The organism is Pseudomonas sp. 18175, from assembly GCF_050432925.1.
Taxonomy (GTDB): domain Bacteria; phylum Pseudomonadota; class Gammaproteobacteria; order Pseudomonadales; family Pseudomonadaceae; genus Aquipseudomonas.
In genome coordinates this window covers 188910-207953 of sequence record NZ_JBKFTO010000006.1, presented here as the reverse complement: position 1 = coordinate 207953, position 19044 = coordinate 188910, and the positions used below count along the sequence as shown (strand labels likewise).

General features: G+C 60.2%; 17 protein-coding genes. 5 read left to right on the top strand and 12 right to left on the bottom strand.

The window, feature by feature from the left end:
• Nucleotides 1-13: 13 nt before the first annotated feature.
• Nucleotides 14-2080 carry a carbon starvation CstA family protein gene (locus tag ACLD1Y_RS10770; RefSeq protein ID WP_429477938.1) on the bottom strand — a complete coding sequence of 689 codons (2067 nt, stop codon included), beginning with the start codon at nt 2078-2080 and terminating at the stop codon, nt 14-16.
• Between the two features lie 174 nt (nt 2081-2254).
• Between ACLD1Y_RS10770 and ACLD1Y_RS10765 the strand changes: the two genes are divergently transcribed.
• Nucleotides 2255-2623 (top strand): PilZ domain-containing protein, encoded by a 369-nt coding sequence (locus ACLD1Y_RS10765; protein WP_429477936.1) that lies wholly within the window; start codon nt 2255-2257, stop codon nt 2621-2623.
• 52 nt (nt 2624-2675) lie between these two features.
• Here ACLD1Y_RS10765 and radA read toward each other — a convergent pair whose 3' ends face one another.
• The 3 genes from radA to katB all read right to left on the bottom strand — a co-directional run bounded on the left by radA (nt 2676) and on the right by katB (nt 6306).
• Nucleotides 2676-4043 (bottom strand): DNA repair protein RadA, encoded by a 1368-nt coding sequence (gene radA / locus ACLD1Y_RS10760; RefSeq protein WP_003235145.1) that lies wholly within the window; start codon nt 4041-4043, stop codon nt 2676-2678.
• Between the two features lie 35 nt (nt 4044-4078).
• Nucleotides 4079-4627: an ankyrin repeat domain-containing protein gene (locus ACLD1Y_RS10755; RefSeq protein ID WP_429477933.1), complete on the bottom strand. Its 549-nt coding sequence runs from the start codon at nt 4625-4627 to the stop codon at nt 4079-4081.
• A gap of 137 nt (nt 4628-4764) precedes the next feature.
• Complete coding sequence (katB, locus tag ACLD1Y_RS10750) at nt 4765-6306, bottom strand: catalase KatB (RefSeq protein WP_429477932.1); 1542 nt, start codon at nt 6304-6306, stop codon at nt 4765-4767.
• A gap of 287 nt (nt 6307-6593) precedes the next feature.
• Here katB and mscL point away from each other — a divergent pair, with 287 nt between their 5' ends.
• Nucleotides 6594-7010, top strand: coding sequence for a large-conductance mechanosensitive channel protein MscL (mscL, locus tag ACLD1Y_RS10745; protein WP_429477930.1), 417 nt, complete (start codon nt 6594-6596; stop codon nt 7008-7010).
• A 45-nt stretch (nt 7011-7055) separates the two neighbouring features.
• Here the strand turns inward: mscL and ACLD1Y_RS10740 are convergent, their stop codons facing one another.
• Nucleotides 7056-7832, bottom strand: a complete 777-nt coding sequence (locus tag ACLD1Y_RS10740; protein WP_429477928.1) for a ferredoxin--NADP reductase — start codon at nt 7830-7832, stop codon at nt 7056-7058.
• A 400-nt stretch (nt 7833-8232) separates the two neighbouring features.
• On the opposite strand from ACLD1Y_RS10740, the gene ACLD1Y_RS10735 reads away from it, so the two are divergent.
• Both ACLD1Y_RS10735 and ACLD1Y_RS10730 read left to right on the top strand, forming a co-directional pair.
• Complete coding sequence (locus tag ACLD1Y_RS10735; RefSeq protein ID WP_429477926.1) at nt 8233-8943, top strand: helix-turn-helix transcriptional regulator; 711 nt, start codon at nt 8233-8235, stop codon at nt 8941-8943.
• Between the two features lie 167 nt (nt 8944-9110).
• Nucleotides 9111-10235, top strand: coding sequence for a methyltransferase (locus tag ACLD1Y_RS10730; RefSeq protein ID WP_429477924.1), 1125 nt, complete (start codon nt 9111-9113; stop codon nt 10233-10235).
• Between the two features lie 65 nt (nt 10236-10300).
• Here ACLD1Y_RS10730 and ACLD1Y_RS10725 read toward each other — a convergent pair whose 3' ends face one another.
• From ACLD1Y_RS10725 to ACLD1Y_RS10715, 3 genes are read right to left on the bottom strand one after another with little or no spacing between them, the layout of a single operon-like run.
• Complete coding sequence (locus ACLD1Y_RS10725) at nt 10301-10468, bottom strand: DUF2474 domain-containing protein (RefSeq protein ID WP_010562540.1); 168 nt, start codon at nt 10466-10468, stop codon at nt 10301-10303.
• A gap of 12 nt (nt 10469-10480) precedes the next feature.
• Nucleotides 10481-11488: a cytochrome d ubiquinol oxidase subunit II gene (gene cydB, locus ACLD1Y_RS10720; protein WP_429477921.1), complete on the bottom strand. Its 1008-nt coding sequence runs from the start codon at nt 11486-11488 to the stop codon at nt 10481-10483.
• A 1-nt stretch (nt 11489) separates the two neighbouring features.
• On the bottom strand, nt 11490-12929 hold the full coding sequence (locus ACLD1Y_RS10715; RefSeq protein ID WP_429477919.1) for a cytochrome ubiquinol oxidase subunit I: 1440 nt from the start codon (nt 12927-12929) through the stop codon (nt 11490-11492).
• Nucleotides 12930-13247: 318 nt separating this feature from the next.
• On the opposite strand from ACLD1Y_RS10715, the gene ACLD1Y_RS10710 reads away from it, so the two are divergent.
• Nucleotides 13248-14498, top strand: a complete 1251-nt coding sequence (locus ACLD1Y_RS10710) for an MFS transporter (RefSeq protein WP_429477917.1) — start codon at nt 13248-13250, stop codon at nt 14496-14498.
• A gap of 141 nt (nt 14499-14639) precedes the next feature.
• Here the strand turns inward: ACLD1Y_RS10710 and ACLD1Y_RS10705 are convergent, their stop codons facing one another.
• From ACLD1Y_RS10705 to ACLD1Y_RS10690, 4 genes are all read right to left on the bottom strand, one after another.
• Entirely contained in the window at nt 14640-16823 is a 2184-nt protein-coding gene (locus ACLD1Y_RS10705; protein ID WP_429477915.1) for a xanthine dehydrogenase family protein molybdopterin-binding subunit, read from the bottom strand.
• A complete protein-coding gene (locus tag ACLD1Y_RS10700) occupies nt 16820-17809 on the bottom strand; it encodes an FAD binding domain-containing protein (protein WP_429477913.1) in 990 nt (329 codons plus the stop codon). Before ACLD1Y_RS10700 ends, ACLD1Y_RS10705 begins: the two co-directional genes overlap by 4 nt.
• Nucleotides 17806-18315, bottom strand: coding sequence for a (2Fe-2S)-binding protein (locus ACLD1Y_RS10695; protein ID WP_429477911.1), 510 nt, complete (start codon nt 18313-18315; stop codon nt 17806-17808). The genes ACLD1Y_RS10700 and ACLD1Y_RS10695 overlap by 4 nt, the downstream gene beginning before the upstream one ends.
• A 97-nt stretch (nt 18316-18412) precedes the next feature.
• Complete coding sequence (locus tag ACLD1Y_RS10690; protein ID WP_429477910.1) at nt 18413-18859, bottom strand: DUF4879 domain-containing protein; 447 nt, start codon at nt 18857-18859, stop codon at nt 18413-18415.
• Between the last annotated feature and the right edge of the window lie 185 nt (nt 18860-19044).

Below are 19044 nucleotides of genomic sequence, written 5' to 3'. Positions count from 1 at the left end.
CTGCAATCCTCTATCACGCGTCCGGCTGGGCCTGGAACGGGGCTTCTTTATCCGTACGCTCTTTGTTGCCCCAGGCGGCGACGCCGACCTTGAGCGCATAGAACAGGATGCTGAATACCACGAACAAGAACAGCGCCGTCAGCGTTGCGTTGGTATAGGCGTTCCAGATCACGTGCTGCATCTGGTCAATGCTCTTCGCCGGAGCGAGGATCTGGCCGTTTGCCAGTGCATCACTGTACTTCTTCGCGAGCGACAGGAAGCCGATCGCCGGGTTGGCGTCGAACAGCTTGATGAAGCCCGCGGTGGTGGTGCAGATCAGCAGCCAAACCGCTGGCAGCATGGTCACCCAGATGTAGCGTTGGCGTTTCATTTTGATCAGCACAACGGTGGCCAGCATCAGCGCGATACCTGCCAGCATCTGGTTGGAGATACCGAACAGCGGCCACAAGGTGTTGATACCACCCAGCGGGTCGATCACGCCTTGGTACAGCAGGTAACCCCACATGGCCACACAACCTGCGGTGGCGATCAGGTTGGCCGTCCACGATTCGGTGCGTTTGAGCGCCGGTACGAACGAGCCCAGCAGGTCTTGCAGCATGAAGCGACCGGCACGGGTGCCCGCATCAACAGCCGTGAGGATAAACAGCGCTTCGAACAAAATGGCGAAGTGGTACCAGAACGCCATGGTGTTTTCACCCGGCAGTACACTGTGCAGGATCTGCGCGATACCCACCGCCAAGGTCGGTGCACCGCCGGCACGGGCCAGGATGGTGGTTTCACCGATGTCGTGGGCCACGGCCGACAGCGCCTCTGGCGTAATCGCAAAGCCCCAGCTGCTAACCGTTTGCGCCACGCTCACCACATCAGAACCGACCACAGCGGCCGGGCTGTTCATGGCGAAGTACACGCCTGGCTCGATCACCGACGCGGCGACCATGGCCATGATGGCCACGAACGATTCCATCAACATGCCGCCGTAACCGATGTAGCGTGCGTGGCTTTCGTTGGCCAACAGCTTGGGCGTGGTGCCCGAGGAGATCAGCGCATGGAAACCCGACACCGCGCCACAGGCGATGGTGATGAACAGGAACGGGAACAGGCCGCCCTTCCACACCGGGCCGGTGCCATCGATGAACTGGGTCAACGCAGGCATTTTCAGGTCTGGCATGGTGACCAGGATGCCGATGGCCAGGGCGATGATGGTGCCGATTTTCAGGAACGTTGACAGGTAATCACGCGGCGCCAGGATCAGCCATACCGGCAGTACTGCCGCGACGAAACCGTAGCCAATCAGCATCCAGGTAATTTGAATGCCGGTGAAGGTAAACGCCTTGGCCCACACCGGGTCAGCGGCAATCTGCCCGCCCAGCCAGATCGAACCCAGCAGCAACAGCACGCCGATGATCGAGATTTCACCGATGCGGCCTGGGCGGATGTAGCGCATGTAGATGCCCATGAACATCGCGATCGGGATGGTCGCCATCACCGTGAAGATGCCCCACGGGCTCTCGGCCAGGGCCTTGACCACGATCAGCGCCAGCACCGCGAGGATGATGATCATGATCAGGAAGCAGCCGAACAGGGCGATGGTCCCCGGGATGCGGCCCATCTCTTCGCGAACCATGTCCCCCAGGGAACGGCCGTTGCGACGGGTGGACAGGAACAGCACCATGAAGTCCTGCACCGCACCGGCCAACACCACGCCGGCAATCAGCCAGAGCGTACCGGGCAGGTAGCCCATTTGCGCCGCCAGCACCGGGCCGACCAACGGGCCTGCACCGGCAATCGCCGCAAAGTGGTGACCAAAAAGGATGTGTTTGTTGGTCGGCACATAGTCCAGACCGTCGTTGTTGATCACTGCGGGGGTGGCCCGCCGTGGATCGAGTTGCATCACGTTATTGGCGATGAACAGGCTGTAGTAGCGGTATGCAACCAGATAGATGGCCACAGCGGCGACCACAATCCACAAGGCGTTGATCGCCTCGCCGCGGCGCAAGGCCACTACGCCCAGGGCGCACGCTCCTACGATTGCCAGCACCAGCCAGGGTAAGTGGCGTAGCAGGCTATTATTATTTTTCATTTTTATATTCCAGCCAGGGTGGACAGAAAGGACAGCCGTTCCGAGTTTAGCGCTGTTGGCCTTAAAGACCACCCCCCTACGTTGGTCTAGAGCCTTGTACGGGCAAAAAAAGCAGAAATAAACGCCCAGTAATGGCTCATAGCTACAATCCCTTTATCCACAGAGGGTTTCACCATGACCGAGCACGCGTCTGACCGCCGTCGTTTCCGCAGGATCGCCTTTGACGCCAAGACCGAACTTCGGCAAAACGGCCGGGAATGGCCAGTGCAATTAGTGGATTTGTCGCTAAAAGGCTTGCTGGTGCAACGGCCCGAAGAATGGAAAGGGAATAAGGCGTTGCCGTTCGACGTCGACATCCGCCTGGACCCCAAGACCCCTATCAAGATGCAGGTACGGCTGACCCATGAGGATCATGGACAGTTGGGGTTTGTGTGCCAGCACATTGATCTGGACTCGATCAGTCATCTGCGAAGGTTGATCGAGTTGAACCTGGGTGATGAGGAGGAACTGCACCGGGAGTTGGCGGCATTGCTGGAGATCTGACAAACAACTCAAATCAAAGCCCGCTCCCACATTGGTTTTGTGGTGTTGCTGATTACTCGAACAGGGCATCCAACGCCTGTTCCAAGCGCGTCACACCAATAATCTGAATCCCCGGCGGCGACTCCTTCGGCGCATTGCCTTTAGGCACGATGGCCCGCTTGAAGCCATGCTTGGCCGCTTCCTTCAAGCGCTCCTGCCCGCTTGGCACCGGTCGCACTTCACCCGACAGGCCCACCTCACCAAACACCAGCAAGTCATGGGGCAACGGCCGGTTGCGCAAACTCGACATCACCGCCGCCATCAACGCCAGGTCAGACGCGGTCTCCAGCACCTTGACCCCGCCCACCACGTTGAGGAACACGTCCTGGTCGTGGGTCGGAATACCGCCATGACGGTGCAATACCGCCAGCAGCATGGCCAGGCGGTTCTGGTCCAGGCCCAGGGTTACCCGACGTGGGTTGGCCAGGTGGCTGTCATCCACCAGCGCCTGCACTTCCACCAGCATCGGGCGGGTGCCTTCCCACGTTGCCATCACCACTGAGCCTGGGACTTCTTCCTGAGCACGGGTCAGAAAAATCGCCGAGGGGTTAGAGACTTCTTTCAACCCCCGGTCAGTCATGGCGAATACGCCCAGCTCGTTGACCGCGCCGAAACGGTTCTTCACCGCTCGCAGCAGGCGCAGGCGGCCATCGGACTCGCCCTCGAAATACAACACGGTGTCGACCATATGCTCCAACACCCGTGGCCCGGCCAGCGCGCCCTCTTTGGTCACGTGGCCCACCAGGAAGATCGCCGTGCCGCTCTGCTTGGCATAACGCACCAGCAGCGCCGCACTCTCTCGCACCTGGGACACGCCGCCCGGCGCCGATTGCAGTTGCTCGGTGAAAATCGTCTGGATCGAGTCGATCACCATCACCTTGGGTTTTTCGATGCGCGCCGTGGCGATGATGCTTTCGATGCAAGTTTCGGTCATCACCCGCAGTTGGTCCTGGGGCAACCCCAGGCGACGGGCGCGCATGGCCACTTGCTGCTGGGATTCTTCACCAGTCACGTACAACGCCGGCATGCGGCTGGCGATGCTGCACAGGGTTTGCAGCAGGATCGTGGATTTACCGATGCCCGGGTCACCGCCGATCAACACCACCGAACCGTCCACCAGGCCGCCGCCCAAAACCCGGTCCAGTTCGCCGGAGGCCGTGGAAAAACGCGGGATTTCTTCGACGCTGACTTCGGCCAGGGTCTTGATCTGCGCCTGCTGCCCGGTCCAGCCGGCACGGCCGGTGGGCGCTGCCGCACCGCCGCTTTCGATCATGGTTTCAGTCAGGGTGTTCCACGCGCCACACTCGGTGCATTGGCCGGCCCACTTGGGAAAGGTCGCGCCGCACTCCGTGCAGCCGTACATGCGCTTGGCCTTTGCCATTTGAGAACCTCCAACCGAAAAACCGCGATGATAGCTCAGCGCGGCGCCGGGGTCCGGATTTCACCGCTGACCAAGCGTGAAGCACTGTTACCGACGGGGTCTTCGGCGTTGAGATCGGCACCCTTGGCTTTCAGCTCATCCAGCAACTCAACACGCTTGAACAGCCCGGCATACATCGCGGCCGTCTGCCCCGCGCCGTTGCGTTGGTCGGGGTTGCAGTCGGTGGCCAGCAGGCGCTGGGCGATCTTCAGCTCGCCCTTGAAGATCGCGCCCATCAGCGCGGTGTTGCCGCGCTTGTCCTGCACGCAGGCGTCGGCCCCCGCATCAAGCAGACGCGCCACAAACGGCCCCTGGCCGTGGTAAGCGGCCAGGATCAACGCGGTATAACCCTTGTCGTCCTGGGTGTTGAGGCTGTAGCCGGAGTCGATAAAGGTGTTAAGCATATCGAGGTCGCCACGGCGGGCGGCGTCGAAGTAGTAGTCCTGCAGTTGTGTCTTGATAGCCGCAGGATCAATGGCAGGAGGCTTTTCAGCCGACGCATAGATCGACCAGCAAACCAGCAGCGATCCAATAAAAGTACGCATGATCCAGGTCCTCTCCATACCCCCTGTAGGAGCGAGCTTGCTCGCGAAGAACGCAATGGCGACGCGGGCTGACTGATAGCACTGCGTTAGCGTTGACGTTTTTCGCGAGCAAGCTCGCTCCTACAAGGGGGTGGCGGTTAGTCGATAAGTTTGGCGGCCAGCGCCTTCACCCGCGCCAGGTCGCCCTTGGCAACCTTGGCAACGCCAGTACCGTATTCAGGGTCGGCTTTGTAGAGGAACGACAGGATGATGTGCTTGCTCTCGTCATCGGTGGTAGCCAGGGAGCCGCCGAAGTTGTCGATCAAGTCCTGGCGCTCTTTCTTATTGAACGAACGGTACAGGTCTCCAGCCTGCTTGAAGTTTTGCTCACGCTGGATCTTCGCCTGCTGGGTGCTGCCCGCCAGTGCTGACTGGCTGTAGCGCGCGGCTTGCGGTTCTTCCCGTGGCTCAAGACGGCTTGGCTGGTAGTTCACGCCACTGCTGGTCTTGCCGAGGTTCATGGCACCGTCTTGGTTACCGTTGTTGACGCTCACCCGTGGTGCGTTGATCGGCAGTTGCAGGGCATTGGCGCCCAGGCGGTACATCTGGGTATCGGCGTAGGAAAACACCCGGCCTTGCAGCAGGCGATCTTCCGATGGTTCGATGCCCGGCACCAGGTTGGCCGGGGCCATGGCCACTTGTTCGGTCTCCTGGAAGACGTTGGCCGGGTTGCGGTTGAGCACCATCTGGCCGACTTTGCGCTCGGGCACATTCGGCCAGATCTTGGTGGCGTCCAGTGGGTCGAAGTCGAACTTGGCCAAGTCTTCAGGCTTGAGCACCTGCACATACAAGTCCCACTTGGGGAAGTCGCCCTTGTTGATGTGCGTAACCAGGTCGTTGGTCATGTGGCTGTAGTCGCGGCCCTGCACCTCGGTGACTTGCTTGGGGTCGAGGTTGTTGATGCCTTGCAGGCTCTTCCAGTGGAACTTGACGTAGTGCACCTCGCCCTTGGCGTTGATTAACTTGTAGGCGTGCACACCGTTGCCGTCCATTTCCCGGTAGCTGGCCGGGGTGCCGGAGTCGGAATACAGCTCGGTGAGCGTACGGGTGGCTTCGGGCACGTGGGAGAAGAAGTCGAAGCGACGGGAGTCATCATCCAGGTTGGTGCGCGGGTCTGGCTTGAAGGCGTGGACCATGTCCGGGAACTTGATGGCATCGCGGATAAAAAAGGTCGGGAAGTTGTTGCCCACCAGGTCCCAGTTGCCGTCGGCGGTGTAGAACTTGGTGGCGAAACCACGCGGGTCGCGCAGGGTTTCCGGGGAGTGGTTGCCATGGACCACGGCGGAGAAACGTACGAACACCGGCGTGGCTTCACCGGCGGCGAACACCTTGGCCTTGGTCAGGTCGCTGAGGTTATCGGTGACGGTAAAGGTGCCGTGGGCGCCGGTGCCACGGGCGTGCACAACGCGCTCAGGGATGCGTTCGCGGTCAAAGCGTTGCAATTTCTGGATCAGTTGCACGTCTTGCAGCAGCACCGGGCCGTTGGCGCCGGCGGTTTGCGAGTTCTGGTTGTCGCCCACGGCAGCGCCGTTATCACGGGTCAGGTTGGCGGCTTGTACAGACAGGGAAAGCAGGCTTGCTGTCACCAGTACCAAGGCGATTCGCGCGGGTACAGGCCTGCGGTTCATTGAACTGTTCATCGAGGTGTCCTCTGGTTTTTTTAGTGCACATTCAGTTGTGCTCCCCAGAGGCTAGTGACCTGGAACGTAGAAGATAAATAGAAAAACAATACCAACCCGATAAATAAAATAGTGTGGTAACCCACTGAAATCACGAGTATTTCGCGCGCGATTGATGGCACTTTGCAAACTATTTGCGATTTAATGTGTCGATAAAACCTAACAGTGTTAACAGTTGTGTCGCGCAAGCCCTCTACGACTGACTTACACTGAGTTCCACCCTTCTCATCTGTAACAAGGAATAACCTATGGGCGTGATCAGTGAGTTCAAGGCCTTCGCGGTCAAAGGTAATGTGGTCGACATGGCCGTCGGTATCATCATCGGCGCCGCCTTCGGCAAAATTGTTTCCTCGTTTGTAGGCGACGTGGTGATGCCACCGTTGGGTCTTCTGATCGGTGGCGTGGATTTTGGGGATTTGGCGGTGACGCTCAAGGCTGCCCAGGGCGATGTCCCGGCCGTAGTGCTGGCGTACGGCAAATTCATCCAGAGTGTGGTGGACTTCCTGATCGTCGCGTTTGCGATCTTCATGGGTGTGAAGGCGATCAACCGCCTCAAGCGCGAAGAGGCCGTGGCGCCAAGCTTGCCGCCGACGCCGACCAAGGAAGAAGTGTTGCTGGGCGAGATCCGTGATCTGCTCAAGGCACAGAATGACAAACCGCTTTAATCAAAGCCGGTTTGAAAAAGGCGCCTGCATCAGGCGCCTTTTTTATTACCAGTAGTTTTCCACCGCCACCTGGCCAGGTCGGCGGCTCAGGCTCAATTGCATATCGCGCTGCTTGAGCAGTTGGCGCGTGTCATCGACCATCTGCGGGTTGCCGCAAATCAGCACGCGGGAGTGTTCCGGGGTCAGCGCGACATCGGCCGCGCGTTCCAATTCGCCGTTTTCAATCAGCGTGGTGATGCGCCCATTCAGCGCTCCGGGGTGTTGTTCGCGGGTGACGATAGGCACGTAGGTGAACTTGTGCGCGTACTCGGCCAGGTATTCACGCTCGCCCAACTCATTGATCAGTGATTGGTAGGCAAGCTCTTTGGCTTCCCGGGCGCTGTACACCAGGATGATGCGTTCGAATTTTTCCCACACCTCAAAGTCCTGCAGGATCGACAGGAACGGCGCCACCCCGGTGCCCGTGCCCAGCATCCACAAGTCGCGGCCGTCGACGAAGCGGTTCAAGGTCAAAAAGCCCGTAGCCTGGCGTTCCACCATCAAGGTGTCACCCACCCGCAGGCGGCTCAGCTCGCTGGTAAATTCCCCGCCTGGCACCACGATGGAGAAAAAATCCAAGTGCTCATCAAACGGCGAGGACACCACCGAGTACGCGCGCCACACGGTGCTGCCGTCGGTCTTGGTCACGCCCAGGCGCACAAACTGGCCTGCGGTAAAACGAAAACCCGGGTCGCGGGTAGTGCGCAGGGTAAACAGGCTGGGGGTCAGCGATTGCACATCGAGCAAGGTCTGGCGGGTAAATTTCTCAGCACTGGCCGTCATGGGGGGCTCCGTTCTACAGGTGCCCTAGTGTCCCTCAAAGCGAGGCGCGGAAACACCGGTGGTTTGTAGTGGCATCGTCAATTCACTGCGCAAACATAAGCGATAGCGATTTAATTGCACCTTTGATCAATTCGCTATTAACCAAGTCTGCTTCGGCTTGAGATCGAAACCGACTGACTGTTAGTTAATCTTTACAAGCCTGATAACCCATTAAAAATTTTGAAAAAATAACCAGGTACTTACTAAGCCAACTAATAGATTTTTAAAAAACGGCTTAAAGCGCGTCGTACAAGAACAAAAATTTCCGTTGTTCGTGTAGCCGTTGTCCTACACTCAGATCCGTGTCGCGATGGGATGGAGGACGTACCCTCGGCACACCAATATTCATGGAGAGTTACCAATGGTCAACTGGCGCAACACAAGACTCCCCAAACTGGCCGGCGAAAACAAGATCACCACCGTTTATGAGATGGTCATCAATCAAACCTTTGAGCTCGGCTTTAAACACTGCTCCTTTACGATGAGTTCACAACAACCAACCAACCAAACGAAACCAATAAATCTTAATAACTACCCAAATGAATGGACCCATCTTTACAACCAAGCACACTACTTTGATGTAGATCCTGTGGTGAATCACTGTAAGAACAGTGTTTTGCCTATCGTATGGGATAAAAAAACCTTCAGCGCCACACCGCATTTATGGACGCTCGCCCAATCCCATGGTGTGCACTTGGGCTGGACCCAGGCGGTGCATGATTTCCAGGGCGTTTTCAGCATGCTGACCCTGAGTCGAAGTACCGGAACAGTCACCGCAGAGGAGCTGTACGAAAAAGCTGGCCTGGTGTTGTGGCTTTGCCACGCAATGCACGCCGTGGTGGTACAGGAGTTCGCCGGCAAGCAAAGCGCACGCCCCACCTGCAACTTGACCCCGCGAGAAACGGAGATTCTCAAATGGTCGGCCATGGGTAAAACCGCAGCCGACATCGCTGCGATCCTGTGCCTGGCGGAGCGTACGGTGGGGTTCCATTTGCAGAGCACCTTCAGAAAGCTGGGGGTCAATAACAAGATTGCCGCTGTACTCTGCGCGTCAAAAGCGGGGCTGTTTTAACCCGCGTGGAAACACCGCATGTAATACCACCGAAAAAAAAGTAACATTTACCGCCAATTCTGAGTGTTGATGCCGTGCCTTGAGGGCGCCGCCTCGCAGTTCACTCAGACGGTCCGGCCGGTTACCCCTCGCCGAACACCCATCGATGATCCAGAGCCTCCCCCGCCATGCCCCTGCTCGAAAGCCCCTTCGCCCAGCTCGATCTGATCCGCCAGCCAGAGCAACACAACGATCCGCTGCAAGCCTTCGACGCCGCCGACGAATACCTGCTCAGCCACCTGGCGCAACAACAGCCCAGCGCCACCACCCGCGTGCTGGTGCTCAATGACAGCTTCGGCGCCCTGGCAGCCAGCCTTGATGGCCAGGTGCAGGTGACCTCCAGCGGCGACTCGTTCCTGGCGGCCCAAGGCCTGGAGAAAAACCTGGTGCGCAACGGCAAGGCTTTTGACGCCGTGACATTCGTGCCTGCCAGCCAAGTGCCAACCGGGCCGTTCGATCGGGTACTGATCCGCGTACCCAAGACCCTGGCGCTGCTGGAAGAACAGTTGATCCGCCTACAAGGCCAACTGGCGCCGGGTGCCGAAGTGATTGCCGGGGCAATGATAAAGCATCTGCCACGGGCCGCCGGGGAGTTGCTGGAGCGTTATATCGGGCCGATGCACGCCTCACTGGCGGTAAAAAAAGCACGGCTGCTGATCGCCACCGTGGCGGATCGCCCCGTGGCAGTCTCGCCCTACCCGACCCGCTACACCCTCGACGCCCCCGCCATCGAACTGCTCAACCACGCCAACGTGTTCTGCCGCGAAGGCCTGGATATCGGCACCCGTGCATTCCTGCCGCACCTGCCGAAAAACCTGGGCAGCGCCCGCGTGGCGGACCTGGGCTGCGGCAACGGCGTCTTGGCGATTGCCAGCGCCCTGCAAAACCCCGAGGCGCAATACACCTTGGTGGACGAGTCCTACATGGCGGTGCAATCAGCGCAGGAAAATTGGCAAGCCGCCCTCGGTGATCGCAACGTCACCGTGCGTGCCGCCGATGGCCTGGCCGGCCAGGCCCCCGACTCGCTGGACGTGGTGCTGTGCAACCCACCGTTCCACCAACAGCAGGTAGTCGGTGACTTCCTCGCCTGGCGCATGTTCCAGCAGGCACGGGAAACCCTGGTGGTCGGTGGTGCCCTTTATATAGTCGGCAACCGCCACTTGGGTTATCACACCAAACTGGCACGCCTGTTTCGTGGCGTAGAGCAAGTCGCCACCACCCCGAAATTCGTCATCCTTAAAGCACGCAAATAAAAAAACCCTGCCGCTCTTGCGAGGGGCAGGGTTGAAAACCGGGCGGTCAAGCCCGGATCGGGATGTCAGTGAGTGGTCAGGCCAGCCGCATTCATAAACATACGCATCAGGCTGGCCACGACGAACAGGGCCAGCACGCTGCCAGTCCAGATCATCGCCAGCCACCCCAGGCGTCGCCACAGTGGCTGCTTCTCGGCCTGTTCAATCTCGTGCAACGTAGGTTTGCCGGACATGCAACGACCCTCCTAGTGGTAGCCGTCTTCGTGGGTGACCTTGCCGCGGAACACGTAGTAGCTCCAGAAGGTGTAGCCCAGGATGAACGGGATGATAAATAGCGTGCCCACCAGCATGAAGCCCTGGCTTTGCGGCGGCGCGGCAGCATCCCAGATCGACACGGACGGCGGGATGATGTTCGGCCACAGGCTGATGCCCAAGCCGCTGTAGCCGAGGAAGATCAGCACCAGCGTCAGCAGGAACGGTGTGTAGTGCGCGTTACGTGCCACGGCGCGGATCAGCCCGTACAGGGTCACCAGCACCAGGATCGGCACCGGCAGGAACCAGAACAGGTTTGGCAGAGTGAACCAACGCGAAGCGATTTCCGGGTGCGCCAACGGCGTCCAGATACTGACAATGCCAATCACTGCCAGCAGCGCGAAAGCCAGTGGCCGCCCCAGGTTGTGCATCTTCTCCTGCAATGAACCTTCGGTTTTCATGATCAGCCAGGTGCAACCCAGCAACGCGTAGGCCACGATCAGCGCGACGCCGCAGAACATCGTGAACGGCGTCAGCCAGTCCAGCGAACCGCCGGCGAACTGGCGGTCAACCACCGGGATACCATCGATAAACGCCCCCAGCGCCACGCCCTGGAAGAAGGTGGCGGCAATCGAGCCGCCAATAAACGCCTTGTCCCACAGGTGACGCTTGTGGTCCTTGGCCTTGAAGCGGAACTCGAAAGCCACACCACGGAAGATCAGCCCGATCAGCATCAGGATCAGCGGCAGGTACAGCGCCGACAACACCACCGAGTAAGCCAGCGGGAACGCGCCGAACAACGCCGCGCCGCCCAGGACCAGCCAGGTTTCATTGCCGTCCCATACCGGGGCGACGGTGTTCATCATCACGTCACGGTCGACTTTGCCGGGGATAAACGGAAAGAGGATGCCGATACCCAGGTCGAAACCGTCCATGACCACGTACATCATGATGCCGAAGATGATGATCACGGCCCAGATCAGCGGAAGATCAATACCCATCTCAATGCCCCTTGTGCTGGATGTGGGTGTGGTCGTCATCGCTGCCATCATCGGCAGCCGACAAAGGACGCGCCGGCGTACGTTTCTGGCCAGGGCCACCGTGGGTAGGCTCGCTGCCTTCGTGGGTCTGAGGCCCCTTGCGCACCAGGCGCATCATGTAGCCCAAACCGGCGCCGAACAGCGCGAAGTACACCACCACGAACAGCACCAGGGTGATGGTCATCTGCGCCACACTATGCCCGGATGAAGCATCCGCCGTGCGCATCAAGCCGTAGACCACCCACGGCTGGCGGCCGATCTCGGTGGTGAACCAACCCGCCAGAATCGCGATCAACCCGGACGGGCCCATCCACAACGCCAGGTACAGGAACGGCTTGGACGTGTACATCTTGTCGCCCCGGCGCAGCCAGAGGCTGAACAGACCGGTGAAGATCATCAGGAAGCCCAGGCCGACCATGACCCGGAACGACCAGAACACGATGGTCGAGTTGGGACGGTCCTCAGGCGGGAACTCCTTGAGCGCCGGCACCTGTTTGTCCAGGGAGTGGGTGAGGATCAGGCTGCCCAGGTAAGGGATTTCCACCGCGTATTTGGTTTTTTCGGCCTTCATGTCCGGCCAGCCGAACAGGATCAACGGGGTCGGCTCATTGCCGATATTTTCCCAGTGGCCCTCGATCGCGGCAATTTTCGCCGGTTGGTGCTTCAAGGTGTTGAGGCCATGGAAGTCCCCGATCACCGCCTGGATAGGCGCAACGATCAAGGCCATCCACATTGCCATCGAGAGCATCTTGCGGATCGCCGGGTTGTCCTTGCCGCGCAGCAAGTGCCAGGCCGCCGAGGAGCCGACAAAGAACGCAGTCGCCACGAACGCCGCCGTGGCCATGTGCGCCAGGCGGTAAGGGAAGGACGGGTTAAAGACCACCGCAAACCAGTCGGTGGGGATCACACGGCCGTCGATGATTTCAAAGCCCTGGGGCGTCTGCATCCAGCTGTTGGACGACAGGATCCAGAAGGTCGAGATCAACGTACCAACGGCCACCATTACGGTGGAAAAGAAGTGCAGGTTTCGCCCCACCTTGTTCCAACCGAACAGCATCACGCCGAGGAAACCGGCCTCGAGGAAGAAGGCCGTGAGCACTTCATAGGTAAGAAGTGGCCCGGTGACGGCGCCGGCGAAGTCCGAGAAGCGGCTCCAGTTGGTGCCGAATTGGTAGGCCATGACCAAGCCGGAGACCACACCCATGCCGAAGTTGACGGCAAAGATCTTCGACCAGAAATGGTAGAGGTCACGGTAGGTGTCGTTATGGGTCTTGAGCCACAAGCCTTCCAGTACCGCAAGGTAACTGGCCAGGCCGATGGTGATCGCCGGGAACAGGATGTGGAACGAGATGGTGAATGCAAATTGAATTCGGGCGAGATCTAGCGCCTCCAAACCGAACATAAGTCTTCCTCTGTCAGGTAATACCGGCTGCTGGCGGGAGCCTGCACCCACTGCCCCCACGGATATGGAGTCTGGCGAATTTCAATTCGTTTCTTTTTTTGACCAACCACATAGGGAATCTGGCCTTTCGACCGCCAGACCAATCCCCACGGAGGTTTTGATCTGGATCAAGCATGGGTGAAAGAGTAGTCCGGATTTCGCTGTAGGACGGCGTGGCCTTTTGCCGCGTGACAGACTGCCTCAGATCAGATCCTGCAACTATCTGTTACAACTTGGTGATAATCTCGGCGCTCCCTCTGGCCCTGACCTGAACTCCCGATGCCTAGTGAACCCGTGTTGCTGTTGCGTCACCACCGCCCTTTCATCGCCTTTTGGCTTGCACGTATCTTCACCGCCAGCGGCTTCCAGATGCTTACAGTGGCCATTGGCTGGAACCTCTACCAACTGACCGGCAACGTGCTGGACCTGGGCCTGGTGGGTTTGGTGGAATTCGTGCCGCGTGTGCTGTTCATGCTGCACACCGGGCATGTGGCCGACCGCTATGAGCGACGCAAGGTCGCGGCTATCTGCCAGACCGTGCAGGCGCTGATTGCCCTGAGCCTGGCCATCGGCGGCCTGACCGGCAACGTGACCCGCGAGATGATTTTTATCCTCGCCTTCCTGTTGGGTGCAGCGCGCTCCTTCGAAATGCCCACCACCCAGGCGCTGCTGCCGAGCATCGTGCCCAGCGCGTTGTTCCCGCGTGCGGTGGCGTCGTCGCAGTCGGCCCAGCAACTGGCCACCATCGTCGCCCCGGCCCTGGGCGGTTTGCTCTACGCCTTCGGCAGCGTGTGGGTCTATGGCCCCACCGTGGTGCTGTACATCATCGCCTGCGTGCTGACCCTCAACCTGCCCGCCCGCCAGACCCCGCTCAACAAGGGCAAGGCCACCCTGGATTCGCTGCTGGCCGGTATCCGCTTTATCCGCAGTCGCCCGGACATCCTCGGCGCCATCTCCCTCGACCTGTTTGCCGTGCTGCTGGGCGGCGCCACTGCGTTGCTGCCGGTGTTCGCCAAGGACATCCTGCTGACCGGCGCCTGGGGCCTGGGCCTGCTGCGTTCGGCGCCAGCGGTGGGGGCGTTGTTGATGTCGTTGTGGCTGGCGCGCTTCTCGGTGGACCGCAAAGTCGGCCGCGTGATGTTTACCGCCGTAGGTGTATTCGGCGTGGCGACCATCGCCTTTGGCCTGTCCACATCGTTCTGGTTTTCGTTGGCGGTGCTGGTGGTGTTGGGCGCGGCGGACATGATCAGCATGGTGATCCGGGCGTCGTTCGTGCAGTTGGAAACCCCGGATGAAATGCGCGGGCGGGTCAGTGCGGTCAACGGGCTGTTTATCGGCGCATCGAATCAGCTGGGCGAGTTTGAATCCGGGATCACTGCTCACTGGTTCGGCACGGTGCCGGCGGTGGTCATGGGCGGAATCGGCACGCTGGTGGTGACCGGGATGTGGATAAAACTGTTCCCGACCCTGGCCAATCGGGATCGGATGCATGTGCCGGTGGAAGAACCGGCTCTCAAAACCACCGCCTAACTCAATGTGGCAATGAGGCCAATGTGGGAGGGGGCTTGCTCCCGATTACAGTGTGTCAGCTGGCATATGTGCTGACTGACACACTGCAATCGGGAGCAAGCCCCCTCCCACATTTAGATCTTCTTTGTATGGAAGACTGTGTCAGAGCACCTTGTCCAAGGTGATCGGAAAGTCCCTCACCCGCTTGCCCGTCGCGTGATACACCGCATTCGCCACCGCCGCCGCCACCCCGACAATGCCTATCTCACCCACCCCCTTGGAGCCCAGCGCGTTGACGATCTCGTCGTGTTCTTCGACAAAAACCACGTCAATGTCGCCGATATCGGCATTCACCGGGATGTGATACTCCGCCAGGCTATGGTTCATGATGCGTCCCAGCTGATGGTCGGTCTGGGTCTCTTCGTGCAACGCCATGCCAATGCCCCAGACCACGCCGCCCAGAATCTGGCTGCGGGCCATTTTCGGGTTGACCACGCGCCCGGCGGCGATAGCGCTGACCACCCGGCTGACCTTGATGGTGCCTAGATCTTCATCCACTCGCACTTCGACAAACACCGCCGAGTGGGTGGCCGTTGCGTAACCTTCGCGTTTCTTGTCGGGCTGGCTGTCGACCTGCACTTCCAACGCCTCTTCGCCGCCATCCTTGACCAGTTGCGCCAATGACACGCTGACATCGCCAGTATGCAATTGGCCGCCGCCAAAGCTCACGGCCTCGGCGGTTTTGAACACCGGGTAAGTCTGCCGGGCGATGTCCAGCAACTTGGCGTTAAGGGCTTCGCAGGCTTGTTGCACCGCCGTGCCGACCGAAGAAACGGTAAACGAACCGCCCTGTAGCGGTGCAGTCGGTAACGACGAGTCGCCGAGCAAGAAGCTCACATCGTCTATCGCAACGCCGCTGGCCTGGGCTGCAATCTGAGTCATCACGGTATACGTGCCGGTGCCGATATCGGTGGTGGCACTGCTGACCGTCAACTTGCCCTGGGCATCGATGCGCGCCTTGGCGCTGGCCTTCATCTGCATGGCCTCCCACACCCCGCCCGCCATGCCCCAGCCGATCAACTGGCGGCCATCGCGCATACTGCGCGGCTCCGGGTTGCGCTGCGACCAGCCGAAACGCTCGGCGCCTTCGCTATAACACTCGCGCAGCGCCTTGCTGGACCAGGGTTTGTCTTCGTTCTGGTTGCGTTCGGCGTAGTTGATCAGCCGCAATTGCACCGGGTCGATGCCCAGCGCGCAGGCCAATTCATCCATGGCGCATTCCAGGCCGATCACACCGAGGGCGGCGCCCGGTGCGCGCATGTCCAGCGGGGTGAAGACGTCCAGCGGCACAAGGTTGTAGGTCAGTCGCACGTTATCGCAGTGGTAGAGCATGCCGCTCCATTCCACTACGTGTTCACTGAAATCCTCGAAACGCGAGGTCTGGCCGATGGCCGTGTGTCCAAGCGCCAGTAACTTGCCATCAGCCGCGGCGCCCATCTGCAAACGCTGCAGGGTGCGCGGGCGGTAGCCGAAGGTGAACATCTGCTGGCGGGTCAGGGTCACGCGCACCGAGCGTTTCAGCGCCAGGGACGCCATCACCGCCAACGGCAACTGGTACTGCGGGCGCAGGCCAGAACCAAACGCGCCGCCGACGAACGCAGCAAAGATGCGCACCTGGCTTTTATCCAGGCCGAAGACTTTCTGCACATAGGCCTGGCAGTTCTGCGGGCCCTGGGTTTTGTCATGGATATGCAGGGTGCCGTCCGCCTGGTACAGCACGGTGCTGGCGTGGGGTTCCATGGGGTTGTGGTGTTCGATGGGGGTGCTGTAGTGGGCGTCAAGGCTGACGGCGGCGGCCTCCCACTGGGCCTGGAAGTTGCCGCGCGGCTTGGGCGGTGTTTGGGGTGATGGGTGCGCATGGGGTTGCTGGGCAACCAAGTCGGTGTCGAACGCCTCGCTGGCGTATTCGATGTGCACCAGGGAACCAGCGTGTCGCGCCAGCTCCAGGTTGTCGGCGATCACCAAGGCCAAGGGCTGGCCGCTGTAGAGCACGCGGTCGTTGTACAACGGGCGAAACGGCGAGCCATCGGCGGCGTCGGCATCCTCGAAGGCCTCGTCGTAACTGGCGATGGTGGGTCGGTTCAGGTGATCGAGCACCCTCACCACCCCCGGCAGCGCCAGGGCTCTGGAGGCGTCGATGCGCAGCACGCGGCCTTTGGCGATGCTGCTGGACACCACGCTGCCATGCAGCAGGCCCTGCTCGGGAAACTCCCCGGCGTAGCGGGCCTGGCCGGTGACTTTAAGCAGACCGTCGACACGGTCCAAGGGTTTTCCGATAGCGGTCATGGCCGTTCTCCTGCGACAGCAGCGTCACTTAACGCACGGATGATTGCGCGGCGCGCCAGCTTGATCTTGAAGCCGTTGTGTTCCAAGGGCTCTGCGTCTTGCAACAGGGCATCGGCGGCATTGCTGAAGGTTTCGCGGCTGACCGCCTGGCCAATCAGGGCGGCTTCTACCGCGCGGTCACGCCAGGGTTTATGGGCCACGCCGCCGAGAGCCAAGCGTGCGTCGATGATCTGATCGCCGTCCAACTCAAGGGCGGCGGCGACGGAGACCAAGGCAAAGGCGTAGGAAGCGCGGTCGCGAATTTTCAGGTAGTGGCTGTGGCGCGCCAGGTTGTCAGCAGGCAATTCAATGGCCGTGATCAGCTCATCATCGGCCAGTTGGTTGTCGCGCTGTGGGGCGTCGCCGGGCAGACGATGGAAATCAGCAAACTCAATAACCCGCGCCCCACCGCGCCCTTGCACGTGCACCCGTGCCTGCAGTGCAGCGAGGGCCACGCACATATCCGAGGGATGAGTGGCCACGCACTGGTCACTGGCGCCGAGAATCGCGTGAATACGGTTCAAGCCCGTGCGCGCCGGGCAGCCGCTGCCAGGCTCGCGCTTGTTGCACGGCACGGCGGCGTCATAGAAGTAATAGCAACGGGTGCGTTGCAACAGGTTGCCGCCGGTACTGGCCATATTGCGCAGTTGCGGGGAGGCGCCGGCAAGAATCGCCTGGGACAACAATGGGTAGCGCGCCTCGATCAGTGGGTGCCAGGCCAGGTCGGCATTGCTCACCAGCGCGCCGATGCGTACGCCGCCTTCGGCGGTAGGCTCAACGTCATGCAAGGGCAGGCCAGTGATATCGATGAGGTGTTCGGGGCGGCTGATGTTTTCTTTCATCAGGTCCAGCAGGTTGGTGCCGCCGGCAATAAAGCGCGACGCCGCGCTGCTCAGGTGCACGGCTTCGTGCACATCCGCCGGTTTGCTGTAGTGGAAGGGGTTCATTGCTCACCTCCCAACACCACATCTTCAATGGCATCACGGATATTGCTGTAGGCGCCACAGCGGCACAGGTTGCCGCTCATCAGTTCCTGGATTTGGGCAGCGTCGTGGGCGCGGCCTTCGTTCACCAGGCCCACGGCGGAACAGATCTGACCGGGGGTGCAGTACCCACACTGGAAGGCATCACGCTTGATAAAGGCTTGCTGCATCGGATGCAGCACGTCGCCGCTGGCCAAGCCTTCGATGGTGGTCAATTCGGCGCCATCGCACATCACCGCCAAGGTCAGGCAGGCGTTGACACGTTTGCCATCGCGTAACACGGTGCACGCGCCGCATTGGCCGTGATCACAGCCCTTTTTGCTGCCGGTCAGGTCGAGTTGTTCGCGCAACAGGTCCAGCAATGTGGTCCAGGGCAACACGTCCAGTTGGCGATCCTGGCCGTTGAGGCGCAGGCGAATCGAGTGGCTGACGAACGGTTGGGCCGTCGCGCCATTGGGGGTTGCGCTCATAAACACCTCACGGGTTGGTGTACATCCGCGGCGTTCAGGAAAGTCGCCGTCTTAAGCGGTACGACTACCCGGGGTTATGAGCGTTCAAGGGGATTGATCAGCGGATATTGAGCAGGGCCTTGAGGGTGTTCTGCGGGCCATTGATCGATGAGTTGGTGTATTCGAACCAGCCCTGGGCTTGGACATCCAGGTCAAACACATAGATGTAGCCCATCACCGTGCCCGCGCCATTACACACCTGGCTGACATTACCGACCTGGCATATCGGCGTGCGCTGGCCATTGAGTTCGGCGCCGTTGAAGCGGCCCATGGGGTTGTTGCCCAGGCCAACTTCCATCACCGACACCTGGGTAGGCCCGCGATGGGTGCACATTTGTGTGCCTTGGGCGCGCTCCGGGATGGTTTCGGTGCAACCCGCCGATTGAACCTTGAACACCCGCACTTCGCTCAAGGCCGGTGCAGTCGCGCCCCACGCCGGTGCTACCGCAAGCCACAGGCCAATCCAGGGGATCAGAGCTAGACTCCACGCGGTGGCTTTTTTCATGCTGTCGATGACCCCTGTCTGAACGTCGGCGCAGTATGCCTCAAGGCCATGCGCCACACAGCCTCGGCTGCTGGTATGATGCGCCGCTTTTTCCGATCCTCTCTGAAACCAAAGGCGCTTGGCGCAGTTTGTGCTTTGACTTAGAGGTCAACAAATCACGACGCAACATAGCGTCACAGGGAGCC

Coding starts and splice junctions, on each gene's coding strand:
- ACLD1Y_RS10770 (WP_429477938.1), bottom strand. CDS start 2,080: ATGAAAAATAATAATAGCCTGCTACGCCACTTACCCTGGCTGGTGCTG.
- ACLD1Y_RS10765 (WP_429477936.1), top strand. CDS start 2,255: ATGACCGAGCACGCGTCTGACCGCCGTCGTTTCCGCAGGATCGCCTTT.
- ACLD1Y_RS10735 (WP_429477926.1), top strand. CDS start 8,233: ATGGTCAACTGGCGCAACACAAGACTCCCCAAACTGGCCGGCGAAAAC.
- ACLD1Y_RS10755 (WP_429477933.1), bottom strand. CDS start 4,627: ATGCGTACTTTTATTGGATCGCTGCTGGTTTGCTGGTCGATCTATGCG.
- mscL (WP_429477930.1), top strand. CDS start 6,594: ATGGGCGTGATCAGTGAGTTCAAGGCCTTCGCGGTCAAAGGTAATGTG.
- ACLD1Y_RS10715 (WP_429477919.1), bottom strand. CDS start 12,929: ATGTTCGGTTTGGAGGCGCTAGATCTCGCCCGAATTCAATTTGCATTC.
- ACLD1Y_RS10700 (WP_429477913.1), bottom strand. CDS start 17,809: ATGAACCCCTTCCACTACAGCAAACCGGCGGATGTGCACGAAGCCGTG.
- radA (WP_003235145.1), bottom strand. CDS start 4,043: ATGGCAAAGGCCAAGCGCATGTACGGCTGCACGGAGTGCGGCGCGACC.
- katB (WP_429477932.1), bottom strand. CDS start 6,306: ATGAACAGTTCAATGAACCGCAGGCCTGTACCCGCGCGAATCGCCTTG.
- cydB (WP_429477921.1), bottom strand. CDS start 11,488: ATGGGTATTGATCTTCCGCTGATCTGGGCCGTGATCATCATCTTCGGC.
- ACLD1Y_RS10705 (WP_429477915.1), bottom strand. CDS start 16,823: ATGACCGCTATCGGAAAACCCTTGGACCGTGTCGACGGTCTGCTTAAA.
- ACLD1Y_RS10695 (WP_429477911.1), bottom strand. CDS start 18,315: ATGAGCGCAACCCCCAATGGCGCGACGGCCCAACCGTTCGTCAGCCAC.
- ACLD1Y_RS10740 (WP_429477928.1), bottom strand. CDS start 7,832: ATGACGGCCAGTGCTGAGAAATTTACCCGCCAGACCTTGCTCGATGTG.
- ACLD1Y_RS10725 (WP_010562540.1), bottom strand. CDS start 10,468: ATGTCCGGCAAACCTACGTTGCACGAGATTGAACAGGCCGAGAAGCAG.
- ACLD1Y_RS10710 (WP_429477917.1), top strand. CDS start 13,248: ATGCCTAGTGAACCCGTGTTGCTGTTGCGTCACCACCGCCCTTTCATC.
- ACLD1Y_RS10730 (WP_429477924.1), top strand. CDS start 9,111: ATGCCCCTGCTCGAAAGCCCCTTCGCCCAGCTCGATCTGATCCGCCAG.
- ACLD1Y_RS10690 (WP_429477910.1), bottom strand. CDS start 18,859: ATGAAAAAAGCCACCGCGTGGAGTCTAGCTCTGATCCCCTGGATTGGC.